Source organism: Cupriavidus sp. L7L (assembly GCF_004353535.1).
Classification (GTDB): domain Bacteria; phylum Pseudomonadota; class Gammaproteobacteria; order Burkholderiales; family Burkholderiaceae; genus Cupriavidus; species Cupriavidus oxalaticus_A.
This window is the reverse complement of the sequence record NZ_SMNY01000040.1, coordinates 22,219-36,120: the sequence shown is the minus strand read 5'-3', so window position 1 is coordinate 36,120 and position 13,902 is coordinate 22,219. Positions and strand designations below refer to the sequence as shown.

The window sequence follows — 13,902 nt, the reverse complement described above, 5'->3', positions numbered from 1 at the left end:
GGAGAATTACATGCCTCGAGTAAAGCGTGGGGTCACTGCACGGGCCCGTCACAAGAAAGTCATCGACGCTGCCAAGGGTTACCGCGGCCGTCGCAATAATGTCTATCGCATCGCCAAGCAGGCGGTCATGCGTGCTGGCCAGTACGCGTACCGCGATCGCCGCAACAAGAAGCGCGTGTTCCGCGCCCTGTGGATTGCGCGTATCAATGCCGCGACGCGTGAGCATGGCATGACCTACAGCGTGTTCATGAACGGTCTGAAGAAGGCCTCGATTGAACTGGACCGCAAGGTGCTGTCGGACATGGCTATTCACGACAAGCCTGCCTTTGCCGCCATCGTCAACCAGGTGAAAGCCACCGTTGCCTGATGCCGGCTGCGGCGGCGCGTAAGCGCCGCCGGGCAAGCACCGACCGCAAGGTCGACCGCCGACCGCAAGGTCCGCTGAAACGGGGCTCCTCACCGAGCCCCGTTTTTATTTGCAGTTCCGGATCCCGTCTTGCGTTTGTTATCGAGACGGCATCCGGAAACGCATACCGCACGCAGTGCCAACCCACGTCGCGCCGGCTTTGTTTTTTGACATTGTTCCGCCGACGTCAGAACACTCCACGACCGCCGCCATGTCTCAGGATCTGGACCAAATCGTCGCTGACGCCCAGGCCGCTTTCGCCGCCGCCAATGACAACGCCACGCTGGAAAACGAAAAGGCCCGCTTCCTGGGCAAGACCGGCGCGCTGACCGAACTGCTCAAGGGCCTCGGCAAGCTCGACCCGGAGACCCGCAAGAGCGAGGGCGCGCGCATCAACCAGGTCAAGCAGCAGGTGGAAGCCGCGCTGCAGGCGCGACGCCAGGCGCTGGCCGACGCGCTGATGAACGCGCGCCTGGCCGCCGAAGCCATCGACGTCACGCTGCCGGGCCGCGCGGTCGCCCGCGGCAGCCTGCATCCGGTGATGCGCACGTGGGAGCGTGTCGAGCAGATCTTCGGCTCGATCGGCTTCGACGTGGCCGACGGCCCCGAGATCGAAACCGACTGGATGAACTTCACTGCGCTGAACAACCCGGACAACCATCCGGCGCGTTCGATGCAGGACACCTTCTACGTCGATGGCCGCGACAGCGACGACAAGCTCCTGCTGCTGCGCACGCACACCAGCCCGATGCAGGTGCGCTACGCCAAGATGCACGTGGAGAAGTACGCGGGCAAGGCGATGCCGCCGATCAAGGTGATCTGCCCGGGCCGTACCTACCGCGTCGACAGCGATGCCACGCACTCGCCGATGTTCAACCAGGTCGAAGGCCTGTGGATCGGCGAGGACGTCAGCTTTGCCGACCTGAAGGGCGTGTACACCGATTTCCTGCGCAAGTTCTTCGAGCGCGATGACATCCAGGTGCGCTTCCGCCCGTCGTACTTCCCGTTCACCGAGCCGTCGGCGGAAATCGACATGGCCTTTGGCAATGGGAAATGGCTGGAAATATCCGGTTCGGGCCAGGTGCACCCGAACGTGCTGCGCAACATGGGCCTCGATCCCGAGCGCTATATCGGTTTCGCGTTCGGCTCCGGCCTCGAGCGCCTGACCATGCTGCGCTACGGCATCAACGACCTGCGCCTGTTCTTCGAGGGCGACGTGCGCTTCCTGCGCCAGTTCGCTTGACGCGGGACTGATTCAGCCGCCGCATCACTCGTCACCGACTACACAGAATACTTACCGGATCAGAAGCGCCATGCAATTCTCGGAATCCTGGCTTCGCACCTTCGCCAACCCTGAAAAGATCTCCACCGACGCGCTGTCGCACAGCCTGACTATGGCCGGGCTGGAAGTGGAAGAGGTGGGCCCGGTCGCGCCGCCGTTCGACAAGGTGGTGGTCGCGCACGTGCTGTCGACCGAGCGCCATCCCAATGCCGACCGCCTCAACGTGTGCCAGGTCGATGCCGGCACCGGCGAGACCCTGCAGATCGTCTGCGGTGCGCCCAACGTCAAGCCCGGCATCAAGGTGCCGTGCGCACTGGTCGGCGCGGTGCTGCCGCCGGCAGAGGACGGCGGCCAGCCGTTCGAGATCAAGGTCGGCAAGCTGCGTGGCGTGGAGAGCTACGGCATGCTGTGCTCGGCGCGCGAACTGAAGCTGTCCGAGGAGCACGGCGGCCTGCTGGTGCTGCCGGAAGACGCGCCGGTCGGCCAGAACATCCGCGAGTACCTGGACCTGGATGACCAGGTCTTCGTCATCAAGCTGACGCCCAACAAGGCGGACTGCCTGTCGATCCACGGCGTCGCGCGCGAAGTGTCGGCGCTGACCGGTGCCGCGCTGAACCTGCCCGACATGAAGCCGGTGCCGGTGACGATCCAGGACAAGCTGCCGGTCAAGGTGTCGGCGCCCGACCTGTGCGGCCGTTTCTCCGGCCGCGTCATCCGCGGCGTCAATGCGCGTGCCGTCACGCCGCTGTGGATGGTGCAGCGCCTGGAGCGCTCGGGCCAGCGCAGCGTGTCCGCGCTGGTCGATATCTCGAACTACGTGATGCTGGAGCTGGGCCGTCCGTCGCACGTGTTCGACCTGCACAAGATCCACGGTGGCCTGGACGTGCGCTGGGGCCGCAAGGGCGAGCAGATCAAGCTGCTGAACGGCAACACCATCGAGGTCGACGAACAGGTCGGCGTGATCGCCGACGAGAAGGAGATCGAGAGCCTGGCCGGCATCATGGGCGGCGACAGCACCGCCGTCACGCTGGACACCACCGACATCTACCTCGAAGCCGCATTCTGGTGGCCGGCCGCGATCCAGGGCCGCAGCCGCCGCTACAACTTCTCGACCGACGCGGGCCATCGCTTCGAGCGCGGCGTGGACTACGCCACCACGGTCGAGCATATCGAGCGCATCACCGCGCTGATCCTGGAGATCTGCGGCGGCCAGGCCGGCCCGGTGGACGACCACGTGGTCAACCTGCCCGTGCGCAAGCCGGTCAGCCTGCGCGTGGCGCGCGCCGAGCGCGTGCTCGGCATCGAGCTGTCGCCGGCCGCCATCGCCGATGTGTTCCAGCGCCTGCAGCTGCCGTTCACGCGCGTGCAAGGCGCCGAAGGCGACGTGTTCGAGGTCACGCCGCCGAGCTACCGCTTCGACATCGAGATCGAGGAGGACCTGATCGAGGAAGTCGCGCGTATCTACGGCTTCGAGCGCATCGCGGCGCGTCCGCCGATCGCCGAAAGCGAAATGCGCCCGACCAACGAAGCCCGCCGCTCGACGCATGTGGTGCGCCACGCGCTGGCTGCGCGCGACTACCAGGAAGTCATCAACTTCGCCTTCGTCGAAGAGAAATGGGAACGCGACTTCGCCGCCAACGACAAGCCGATCCGCCTGCTCAACCCGATCGCCAGCCAGCTGGCCGTGATGCGTTCGTCGCTGGTCGGCGGCCTGGTCGACAAGGTGCGCTACAACCTGAACCGCAAGGCCGCGCGCGTGCGCATGTTCGAGGTGGGCCGTGTGTTCCATCGCGACGAGAACGTGCAGGACGGCGGCCTGACGGTGGCCGGCTACCACCAGCCGATGATGGCTGCGGGCATCGCCTACGGCCCGGCGTTTGAGGAGCAGTGGGGCATCGCCACGCGCAACGTCGACTTCTTCGACGTCAAGGGCGATGTCGAGGCGCTGTTCCATCCGCGCGTGCCGCGCTTCGAGCCGGTGTCGCACCCGGCGCTGCATCCCGGCCGCGCCGCGCGCGTGCTGGTCGATGGCAAGCCGGTTGGCGTGGTCGGTGAACTGCATCCGCGCTGGTTGCAGGAATACGAGCTGCAGCACGCGCCGGTGCTGTTCGAACTGGAGCTCGACGCGCTGCGCGAGACCGGCCTGCCCACGTACACCGAAATCTCCAAGTTCCCGGCCGCCGTGCGCGACCTGGCCGTGGTGGTGAAGCAATCGGTACGCGTGCAGGACATGCTCGACACCATGCGCGCGGCGCTGGAAAAGCAGGGCTATGGCCGCTTCTGCCAGAGCCTCGCGCTGTTCGACGAGTTCCGTCCCAAGGCCGCTTCGGCCGCCATCGGCGCGGACGAGAAAAGCCTTGCGTTCCGGGTGACCTTGCAAGATACTGGGTCGACCCTCCAGGACGAAACCGTCGACAGCGCAGTGCGCTCCATGGTCGACGCGCTGACAGAGGCCTTCCAGGCCCGGCTGCGTGGCTAGACTGACGCTACTAGCGACGGCTTACGATAAACAAGGGCGCCCGGGCCTTGCCCCGGGCGGATCGCCAGACAGACACTAGAGCGATCGACATGAATGATCGAGACGCGAATTCCATGACCGCTGCAGCACTGGGTGACATGAGCGACCGGCAGGCTTCCACCCTTGACGACGCGACGCCGGATACCCGCGCGCCCGAAGTTCCCACGCTGACCAAGGCCGAACTTGCCGAGATGCTGTTCGACCAGGTCGGCCTGAACAAGCGCGAATCGAAGGACATGGTCGAAGCTTTCTTCGACGTCATCCGCGAAGCGCTGGAGCAGGGCGACAGCGTCAAGCTGTCCGGCTTCGGCAATTTCCAGTTGCGTGACAAGCCGCAGCGTCCCGGCCGCAATCCCAAGACCGGTGAAGTGATTCCGATCACCGCGCGCCGGGTCGTGACGTTCCACGCCAGCCAGAAGCTCAAGGGCCTGGTGGAAGAGCGCGCGGACATCGCCGGCTGACGCTTCGCCACGTCACCGCATCACCCGAAAGGCGGATTGCCTCCGCAGGCCTGCATCGGTATCCTTCTGGGCGCGCAAAACCCTGCGCGCCAACCTCATGGCCGGCATGGCCTGACGCTCGTCTACACACTGCATGTCGGACAAATCCAGCGAACGCATCGCGTTGCCGCCGATCCCGGCCAAGCGCTACTTCACCATCGGTGAGGTGAGCGAGCTTTGCGCCGTCAAGCCGCATGTCCTGCGCTACTGGGAGCAGGAGTTCACGCAGCTCAAGCCGGTCAAGCGCCGTGGCAACCGCCGCTACTACCAGCACCATGAGGTGCTGCTGATCCGGCGCATCCGCGAGCTGCTGTACGAGCAAGGCTTCACCATCAACGGCGCGCGCAACCGGCTCGACGAAGGCCGTCATCACACTGCCGCCGCGGCGGAACCCGCTGACGAACGCCGCGAGGAAAGCCCGGCAGCCTTGTCGATCGATGTAGCCGGTCTGCGCAACGAACTGGTCGAGGTGCAGCACCTGCTCGCGCAGCTGCGCGAGATCGCGAAGCCCGGATAATTTGTGCTTCCGGAGCTAGTCATACGGGAAATGCTTCTGATATAATCTTTTTCTTTCGGGGCGTAGCGCAGCCTGGTAGCGTACCTGCATGGGGTGCAGGTGGTCGGAGGTTCAAATCCTCTCGCCCCGACCAGGACAAGAAACCCGCTTGGTGAAAGCCAAGCGGGTTTTTTCTTGGCGCGCCATTGCCCGCAATGGGCGATTTCGTTTGCCATGGCTTGCATCGCATCGCCGTGCGTCCACATCGGGGCGCACGGATGTGACGAGGCGTAACGCTTTGACACAGCCGCTGGCAGCGGCTGTTGTTATGCTCGGTCATCCCCTGCGCAGGTCGTTCCCATGGTACGCAAACACCTTACCCCTATCGTCATCTTCTCCTGCCTGATTGGCTCACCGGTTTCCCATGCCGGCGGCGAGTACAAGGAGAAATTCCGCAGCGGCCCCTGCAAGATCGAGCGCGAGGTCAAGCGGGATGGCGAATACAAGGAAGAGCGCAAGTGCAAGGGCGGTCCGCGCGGCTATGAGCACAAGGAAAAGTATCGCGACGGTCCGTGCCTGATCGAGCGTAAATGGGATGAGGACGGAGAGTATGAAGAGAAGGTTGAATGCAAGCGTTCATGAACGCGACCTTCGCCGCAACCGTTTCCGCATTACGCCTGTAGTGAATGTTCTGGCTGCGGCCATGGCATGACCGGACGATGGCGTCCTTCCTGCTTTAGTCCTGTTTTTAGTCCCGTTTTTAGTCCTGATTACGACGGAGGACGGATCGCGTCTTCTTGCGACGCAAACCGCTGGCGCCCGCCGGTGCCGCCTTCCGATTCGCTTGCTCACTCGGGCTCGGCGCGGTATGCGGACCAGTAGTAATGCGTGTACCGGCCATGGCGTGCCTGCTTCCTTTCGATAAACAGCCGCACGGTGCCGGCGTGGCCGGCTTCGAGCAGCACTTCGCGGTGGGCGGGACCGTCGCGCGTGGCGGGGCCAAGCGTACCCAGCGCGGCGGCAATGTAGTGGCCGGGGATGCGGCCCAGGATGCCGTTGGCCCCGGGGACGGGATAGCTGTCGGGTGCCGCTGCCGGCACGTGGCAGCGGGACGCGCGCTTGTTGTTGCCCATCGGTCAGGGCCTGCCAGGACTGATGCTGACGCCGTCCCGGGTCAGGTCCAGCAGCGGCAGGTGGCCGTAGGCGCGCAGCCGGCGGATATCCTCGCGCGCCGAGGCCGGCAGGCCGGGGCGGCAGGTCAGCGCGCGTGAGCTGATCTGGAAAATGCCGCAGCTGGGGCAGGTGTAGCGGTAGCTGCGCGGCGCGGCACGCAGGCGCTCGGCAGCGGCGCCGCAGACGGGGCAGTTGGCGGGTTCGGGTGACATAGGGCGCACAGAAGAAGTACTGTATGGATATACAGTATAGCGCTCTGTGCGGACTGTCGGAGGAAAAAGCGGTGGGCTACCCGGGTTCTTTGCCGATGGGCGCGCGCGGTGACGGCGTAGACTGGCGCCGCAGTGCTGACGGCCCGCCCGCACTCCGCCGCGGTGGGCTGTTTTTTTGCCGCGCGCTATCGCGAGAGCCGGCGCAGCAGGGCGTCATGCCCGCTTGCCAGGCCCGCAAGCGCGGCTGCATCGGCCAGTTCGAACTCGCTGAACTGGAAGGCCGGCGCCACGGTGCAACCGACCAGCGCAAAGTCGACGCTGTCGCCAAGGTCCACGCGTTCCGCGGCGAACCATCGGCCCGCGGGCACCATCGCCTGGAAGGACGCACCGTCGTGGCGCAACGGATCGCCGAGACGCTGCGTGACGATGCCGCCGTCGGCGATGCTGTGCACGTCTACCGGCGACCCGGCGTGGAAATGCCACAACTCGTCGGAACAGATGCGGTGCCATGCGGAAAATTCGTTGCCGCACAGCATGTAGTAGATCGCGGTGCTGGCTTCGCGCGTACGCTGGTCGGCGCACACGACGCGTTTTTCGCTGCGGTAGGTTTCGCGGTAGAAGCCGCCTTCCGGGTGCGGCTTCAGTTCAAGCGTGCGGATCAGTTCGTTGGCGGCAAGGCTGCGGTCTGGCATGTCGGTGTCGGCAGGGCATGGCGGGCGGAAGCGATAGCTTAAAGCAGGGCGAAGCGTGCCTGCGCGGGGCCGACCAGCGCAGGGCGGCTGACCGGATAGCGGTGATGCGTGCCGTGCGCTTCGAACGAGAGAAAATCGGGCGTCCAGCGCAGCGACCACAGCAGGTTGGGCTCGATGCCGTGGACGATGATGGCGCCGGCGTCAATGCTGATGCTGCCGCAGGGCAGGCGCAGGGATTCGGCATCGTCGCCGAAGTAAAAGGCCTCGAGCAGGATGGAATCGGACTGGTACAGGGGCATTATGGCAAGGACCATGCGGCAGCGCGGCCAGATGCAGGACGCCTGCTGATTACTGTATGAATATACAGTATAGTCGCCGCCCGCGGTCTGGTCACGTTCCGAATTCTTATTTCAGCGCACCGCGCGCCGCCAATGGCCTTCTTCCGGATTGGTATAACCTTCTGAAAGCAATACCGCGCACGCTGCCGGCGGTCTTGCGCGGGTGACAGGATGACCGGCAGGAGGCCGCTGACAGGGAATGCCGATGGCGCAGTGTAAAAGCAGGGCTTGCTGGTTTGGCCTGGGCGTGGCCATCGGTGCGGCGTTGGGCGGTGCCTGCGCGGCGTTGCTGCGGGCAAGTCCGGCGCGAGGCAGGCCGGAGCCGCGTGTGGACGCGCCGGTGGTGCCATCCAATGCCACCGCCGATCGCGCGCTGACCGATGACGCGACCGACGTGGTCGAGTATCGCGGCTTTGTCATCCACGTGTTCTGCCACGCGCTGGGGCCGGGACGTTTCAAGGCGTTGTGCGATATTTGGGAGTCCGGCGCCGTCGTGCTGGAAGGCGGGGCGCCGCCGACCACGCACGCCACGCCGGAGGATGCCCGCGCCGCGGCGATTTCATGGGCGCGGCAGTGGGTGCAACGCAATGGTTGAGCGGGCCGCTATTGGGCCCTTAATTTTCAATTTTCAGGAGAGTTCATGTTTGTTTGTGGGAACCAGGCTTGCGGCGCGCGCTGGGAGCCGGACGAGGTGCAGATCCGCAACGAAGGGCAGGGGCCGGTATTCCGCTGCCCGCAATGCGGCGCCCGCAACTATGTCGAAGCCCGCACCGCGCGTGACGGCACCACGGTCTATCGGCAGGTAGCCGCGAAGCCGGCAGCGCGCTAGCTGTATCGGCGCGGCGAGCCTGTGCAGAACCCCACGCATGTGGGGTCAAATTCACATGGCTGCCGACTTAAGCTCCATTGGGCGAGACCGTTAAACACAAAATGGACTTTGCCGACTTCCCTCAAGATTCCGCTTCCAATGCTGAACGCATGGGCTGGGCGAACGCTTCCCCGGAAGTCATCGCCAAGGTATTGAATTCGGCGCTGGCGGCGCAGGACCTGTCCGGGTTTGCTGCGCTGCTGTCGGATATTGCGCGCGACCGCGGCCTGAAGGGGCAGCGCGCCGCGCACCAGTCGATCTACGACATGCCTTACGCCAGCCTGCTGCCCCGGCAGAAGCACCTGTTGTCAGATGCCTTCGAGCTGCTGGTGCTGCTCGGGCTGGAGCTGCGCGCCCGCCGGGACGATGACGGTCTCGACACCGACCTCGACGGCGATGACGACAGCGGCGACGAAGGCAGCGCGGACGAATAAGCGCGCCTCGCCCGCGCCACGCATGGCGCGCTAGCCGCGCTCGAGCATCCCGATCTCGCGCACCGCGACCGACAGCATCGACAGTCCCGCCGCACCCGATGCGCGCTGGTCGGCCAGCATGCGCGTAAAGCGTTCCAGCGCGCCATGGCGGCTGGCACGCCAGGCATCGATCATCGCTTCCGGCGATTCCAGTTCTCCCTGCTGCGACAGCACGCTGACCGTCAGCGCACGCTTGAGCCGTCCCAGGTCTTCGAGCGTGGTGGTGCGCGCCAGCAGGTCCCAGTGCGTGTCAGAAGGCAGCGCCAGCGCACGCTCGCGCAGCCAGCTGAAGCTCAGGTGGCTGTCCAGCGCGAAATACACGCCCGCAACCAGGTCGAGGCTGCGCTCGCACGCGTTGGCCACTTCGGCGATATCCAACGCCGCCGCCGAGATCTCGCTGCCGGCAACGCGCAAGGCGAGCGCCTCGTCGACACCTGCATCGGAAAAGGTCCTGGCATGCTCCGCCAGCGCCGCCGCATCGGCGGGCGGCAGCAGCTGGGGCAACTGCGGCACCAGCCACTGCGCCGCCTGCGTAAAGCGCGCCAGCTCGGCGCTGGCCTGGCCGCCGCTGCGTAGATAGCGGATAAACCACAGGCAGGCCCGCTCCAGCAGCACCGCCACCTGGCCGAACATGCGTGCCTGCTCGGCATCGGGCACGCGGTTGTCCAGCGCATCGATCTCCTGCCACAGCGCGGTCAGCCCGAACACGTCGCGCGCAATCAGGCAGGCGCGCACGATGTCGGCGGGGCGCGCGTCGGTTTCTTCCATGATCCGGTGCACGAAGGTAGCGCCGATGCGGTTGACCAGCATGTTGGTCAGGTGCGTCGACAGGATCTCGCGCCGCAGCGGGTGGCGATGCATGGTATCGCCATGGCGCTGGCGCAGCGGCACCGGGAAGTAATCGGCCAGCAGGCCGCCGACCAGCGGGTCTTCGGGCACGTCGGAATCGAGCAGCGCGTCGTACAGCCACATCTTGCTGTAGGCCAGCAGCACCGCGCGCTCGGGCGACGTGAGCCCTTCGCCCGCCAGCTTGCGCTCGGCGATGTCTTCGTCCGAAGGCAGGAATTCCAGCGCCCGGTTCAGCCGGCCGGCGCGCTCCAGCCAGCGCACCAGCCGCGCCTCGCCGTCGAGCAGCGCCGTGGCGTGGCGCCCGGCCACCGACAGCGCCTGGGTCTGGTAGTAGTTGTCCTGCAGCACCAGCAGGCCGACCTCGTCGGTCATCTCGGCGAGCAGCTTGTTGCGCTGCTTCTCGGTCATCTCGCCGTCGGCCATCACCAGGCCCAGCAGGATCTTGATATTGACCTCATGGTCGGAGCAGTCCACGCCGGCGGAGTTGTCGATGGCATCGGTGTTGATGCGGCCGCCCTTGCGCGCGAACTCGATGCGGCCCAGCTGGGTGAAACCCAGGTTGCCGCCTTCGCCGACCACCTTGCAGCGCAGTTCATTGCCATTGACGCGCACTGCGTCGTTGGTACGGTCGCCGGCCTGCAGATGCGTTTCCTGGCTCGACTTGACGTAAGTGCCAATGCCGCCGTTGTAGAGCAGGTCGACCGGCGCCATCAGGATGGCGTGGATCAGCTCGGCCGGCGACAGCGCGCTGGCCGTGACGCCGAGCACCGCCTGCACCTGCGGCGTCAGCGCGATGGTCTTGGCGGTGCGCGGGAAGATGCCGCCGCCGGCGGAGATCAGCGTGGCGTCGTAGTCGGCCCAGCTCGAGCGCGGCAGACTGAACAGCCGCGTGCGTTCCTCCAGCGTGCGCGCGGGATCCGGGTCGGGGTCAAGGAAGATGTGACGGTGGTCGAAGGCGGCTACCAGCTTGATATGCGGCGACAGCAGCATGCCGTTGCCGAACACGTCGCCCGACATGTCGCCGACGCCGGCGACGGTGAAGTCGGTGGTCTGGATATCGACGCCCATCTCGCGGAAATGCCGCTTGACCGATTCCCACGCTCCGCGCGCGGTGATGCCCATCTTCTTGTGGTCGTAACCGACCGAGCCGCCGGAGGCAAAGGCATCGTCGAGCCAGAAGCCATACTCGGCGGAAATCGCATTGGCGAAGTCGGAGAACGTGGCGGTGCCCTTGTCGGCCGCCACCACCAGGTAGGGATCGTTGTCGTCGTGCCGCACCACGTCGGGCGGCGGCACCAGCTGCCCGCCGACAAGGTTGTCGGTCAGGTCCAGCAGCCCGCGCAGGAAAGTCTGGTAGCAGGCGATGCCTTCCTGCAGGAAGGCATCGCGGTCGGTCGGCGGCGGCGGGCGCTTGACCACGAAGCCGCCCTTGGAGCCCACCGGCACGATCACCGTGTTCTTCACCATCTGCGCCTTCATCAGCCCCAGCACCTCGGTGCGGAAGTCTTCGCGGCGGTCGGACCAGCGCAGCCCGCCGCGCGCCACGCGGCCGCCGCGCAGGTGCACACCCTCGACCCGCGGCGAATAGACCCAGATCTCGAACATCGGCCGCGGCTCGGGCAGCCCCGGCACCAGCGCCGGGTTGAACTTGAACGACACGTAGGGACGCGGCTGGCCGTCGTCGCTGCGGTGGAAGTAGTTGGTGCGCACCGTGGCCTGGATCACGCCCAGGAAGAGCCGCAGGATGCGGTCCTCGTCGAGGTTGGGCACCTTGTCGAGCGCGGCCTCGATCTCGGCCAGCAGCTTGTCGCAGCGTGCCTGGCGCGCGGTATCGGCAGCCACCTGGCTCACGGTGTCGAAGCGCGCGATGAACAGCGCGACCAGCATCGCCGCGATGCCCGCATTGCCGGTCAGCGCGCGTTCGATATAGGCATCGCTGAAGGTCGAGCCCACCTGGCGCAAATAGCGTGCATAGGCGCGCAGGATGGTGACGTCGCGCGCGGCCATCTCGGCGCGCAGCACCAGCCGGTTGAGGTCGTCGTTCTCGATCTCGCCATGCCAGGCGCGCGCAAAGGCGTCTTCGAACAGCGCCTTGACGCGCGCGATATCGAAGTCCGCCGCGCCGCCGCTGTCGGCGATCTCCAGCCCGAAATCATGCACCCACACCGGCGCGCCGCTGTCGGGCTCGATCAGGTAGGGGCGCTCTTCGTCCACCCGCACGCCCAGGTGTTCGAGCATGGGCAGGCTGTGCGACAGCGCGATCGGCTCGCCGGCGCGGTAGACCTTGAAGCGGAACGCGCCCGGCGCGGCCTCGATCGGCCGGTACAGGTTCATGGCCATGCCGCGCGCGCTGTGGTGGGCGCGCAGCGCGTGCTCCATCAGCTCGATGTCGCGCACCGCGGTCCGGGCGGGGTAGTCTTCGCGGTAGCCCGCGGGGAACGAGCCGCCGTAGCGCTGCAGCAGCCGGTTGCCTTGTTCTTCGCCGTGGCTCTCGTGCAGCGCTTCGGCAAGGTCGTCCTGCCAGCGGCGGCTGGCATGGACGATGCGCTGTTCCAGTTCGGCGGTATCGACATGCGGCATCGTGCCCGGCTCGCCGCGCACGGTCAGCTGGATGCGTGCCAGCGGCGATTCCGACAGCAGCGGCGTGAATTCGCAACTGGTGCCGTGGAAGGCCGCGGTCAGCAGCTTCTGGATCTTCTGGCGCAGGTCGGTGTTGTACTTGTCGCGCGGCACGAACACCAGGCACGAGACAAAGCGGTCGAAACGGTCGCGCCGCACGAACAGCCGCGTGCGCTGGTGCTCCTGCAGCCGCAGGATGCCGGTGGTAATGCTGAACAGTTCGTCTTCGCTCGCCTGGAACAGTTCGTCGCGCGGATATTGCTCGAGGATCGTGACCAGCGACTTGTACAGGTGACCCTTGGTGAGGAAGCCGGCGCGCGCCAGGATATTGGCGCACTTGCGCCGCACCAGCGGGATCTCGGCGATCGGCGCCGTGTACGCGGTCGAGGTGTACAGGCCCACGAAGCGGCGCTCGCCAAATAGCTGGCCCTGTGCATCCAGCAGCTTGACACCGATATAGTCGAGATAGCCCGGCCGGTGCACGCTGGCGCGCGAGTTGGCCTTGGTGACGAAGATCGGCGAGGGGCCTTCGATGATGGCGGTGGCCGCGGCGGGCAGTGGCGTCAGGTCATCGGCGTCCGGCTCGCGCAGGCTCTCGCGCAGGATGCCCGCGCCCGAGCCCGGTACGCCGCGCAGGAAATAGCGCCCTTCCTGCGCCACCAGCTGGTAGTCGCGCTGGCCGAGGAAGGTGAAATGGTCGTCCATCATCCATTCCAGGAAGGCGCGGGCCTCGGTGCTGTCAGGGGAGGCGGCGTCAGGCGCCTGCGCCAGTGCGGCGATGGTGGCCTGGGTGATGTCGCACATCGCCGGCCAGTCTTCGACCGCGGCGCGCACGTCGCCCAGCACGCGCGCGATGCCGCTGCGCAGCGCTTCCAGCCGCGCGGCCTCGCCGCTGCGGTCGACCTCGAAGTGGATGAAGGATTCCAGGCGCGAATTGTCGCCGGGCTCGCCGGCGCCGCCCAGTGCGATGCGCTCGATCCCGCCGGCGGCGCTGCGCCAGACGCGGAACACCGGGTGGATGGCCGAATGCAACGCCAGTCCTTGCCGGTTGATCTCCATGGTCACTGAGTCGACCAGGAAGGGCATGTCGTCGTTGACGATCTCGACCACGGTATGGTCGGAGTGCCAGCCATGCTCTTCCAGCGTGGGGTTGTAGATGCGGATGCGCGCGCTGCCGGGGACGAACTTCTGCGCGGTCTGCCAGTGCGCCATCACGGCGCCATACAGGTCGGCGACTTCGCAGTGCAGCAGGTCGTCGAGGTCAGCCTGGTCGTAGTAGTGCCGCAGGAAGGGCTCGGCGGCGCTGAAGGTGGCCGCCGGCAGCCGCTCCCGCGCAAAGGCAAGCAGTTCGTCCAGCAGGTGCGCGACTTTGTCTTCGTTCTCCTGCGGCATGATCTCTCCTCGCGGTATCGATAGACGACGCGGCTCGCGCGGCCCGCGCGGCAATTCGCCGCCCGGTCGGGCATGTGCCGGGGC

14 protein-coding genes and 1 tRNA gene are annotated in these 13,902 nt (G+C 66.3%); 10 read left to right on the top strand and 5 right to left on the bottom strand.

Annotated elements, in window-relative coordinates:
• Window positions 1–10 precede the first annotated feature (10 nt).
• From rplT to E1J61_RS29485, 7 genes are all read left to right on the top strand, one after another.
• Window positions 11–367 (top strand): 50S ribosomal protein L20, encoded by a 357-nt coding sequence (gene rplT / locus E1J61_RS29515; protein ID WP_008650487.1) that lies wholly within the window; start codon window positions 11–13, stop codon window positions 365–367.
• Between the two features lie 250 nt (window positions 368–617).
• The gene (gene pheS, locus E1J61_RS29510) at window positions 618–1,649 is read left to right on the top strand and encodes a phenylalanine--tRNA ligase subunit alpha (protein ID WP_029047729.1); all 1,032 of its coding nucleotides are present in this window, start codon (window positions 618–620) and stop codon (window positions 1,647–1,649) included.
• Window positions 1,650–1,719: 70 nt separating this feature from the next.
• Window positions 1,720–4,167, top strand: coding sequence for a phenylalanine--tRNA ligase subunit beta (pheT, locus tag E1J61_RS29505; protein ID WP_133097443.1), 2,448 nt, complete (start codon window positions 1,720–1,722; stop codon window positions 4,165–4,167).
• A gap of 89 nt (window positions 4,168–4,256) precedes the next feature.
• On the top strand, window positions 4,257–4,667 hold the full coding sequence (locus E1J61_RS29500) for an integration host factor subunit alpha (RefSeq protein WP_063238522.1): 411 nt from the start codon (window positions 4,257–4,259) through the stop codon (window positions 4,665–4,667).
• A gap of 133 nt (window positions 4,668–4,800) precedes the next feature.
• Window positions 4,801–5,223, top strand: a complete 423-nt coding sequence (locus tag E1J61_RS29495; protein ID WP_133097442.1) for a MerR family transcriptional regulator — start codon at window positions 4,801–4,803, stop codon at window positions 5,221–5,223.
• A 56-nt stretch (window positions 5,224–5,279) separates the two neighbouring features.
• Window positions 5,280–5,356 (top strand) — tRNA-Pro (locus E1J61_RS29490).
• A gap of 206 nt (window positions 5,357–5,562) precedes the next feature.
• The gene (locus E1J61_RS29485) at window positions 5,563–5,844 is read left to right on the top strand and encodes a hypothetical protein (RefSeq protein WP_243737041.1); all 282 of its coding nucleotides are present in this window, start codon (window positions 5,563–5,565) and stop codon (window positions 5,842–5,844) included.
• A gap of 206 nt (window positions 5,845–6,050) precedes the next feature.
• Here the strand turns inward: E1J61_RS29485 and E1J61_RS29480 are convergent, their stop codons facing one another.
• The 4 genes from E1J61_RS29480 to E1J61_RS29465 form a co-directional block, all read right to left on the bottom strand.
• On the bottom strand, window positions 6,051–6,335 hold the full coding sequence (locus E1J61_RS29480; RefSeq protein ID WP_133097441.1) for a hypothetical protein: 285 nt from the start codon (window positions 6,333–6,335) through the stop codon (window positions 6,051–6,053).
• A gap of 3 nt (window positions 6,336–6,338) precedes the next feature.
• On the bottom strand, window positions 6,339–6,587 hold the full coding sequence (locus E1J61_RS29475) for a hypothetical protein (protein WP_133097440.1): 249 nt from the start codon (window positions 6,585–6,587) through the stop codon (window positions 6,339–6,341).
• Window positions 6,588–6,772: 185 nt separating this feature from the next.
• Entirely contained in the window at window positions 6,773–7,279 is a 507-nt protein-coding gene (locus tag E1J61_RS29470; protein WP_133097439.1) for a cupin domain-containing protein, read from the bottom strand.
• 38 nt (window positions 7,280–7,317) lie between these two features.
• Window positions 7,318–7,593, bottom strand: a complete 276-nt coding sequence (locus tag E1J61_RS29465) for a hypothetical protein (RefSeq protein ID WP_243737040.1) — start codon at window positions 7,591–7,593, stop codon at window positions 7,318–7,320.
• A gap of 229 nt (window positions 7,594–7,822) precedes the next feature.
• On the opposite strand from E1J61_RS29465, the gene E1J61_RS29460 reads away from it, so the two are divergent.
• The 3 genes from E1J61_RS29460 (at window position 7,823) to E1J61_RS29450 (ending at window position 8,919) form a co-directional block, all read left to right on the top strand.
• The gene (locus tag E1J61_RS29460; RefSeq protein WP_133097438.1) at window positions 7,823–8,212 is read left to right on the top strand and encodes a hypothetical protein; all 390 of its coding nucleotides are present in this window, start codon (window positions 7,823–7,825) and stop codon (window positions 8,210–8,212) included.
• Between the two features lie 45 nt (window positions 8,213–8,257).
• Entirely contained in the window at window positions 8,258–8,446 is a 189-nt protein-coding gene (locus E1J61_RS29455; protein WP_133097437.1) for a hypothetical protein, read from the top strand.
• A 101-nt stretch (window positions 8,447–8,547) separates the two neighbouring features.
• Entirely contained in the window at window positions 8,548–8,919 is a 372-nt protein-coding gene (locus tag E1J61_RS29450) for a hypothetical protein (RefSeq protein ID WP_133097436.1), read from the top strand.
• Between the two features lie 30 nt (window positions 8,920–8,949).
• Here E1J61_RS29450 and E1J61_RS29445 read toward each other — a convergent pair whose 3' ends face one another.
• A complete protein-coding gene (locus E1J61_RS29445) occupies window positions 8,950–13,818 on the bottom strand; it encodes an NAD-glutamate dehydrogenase (protein ID WP_133097435.1) in 4,869 nt (1,622 codons plus the stop codon).
• Window positions 13,819–13,902: the final 84 nt, after the last annotated feature.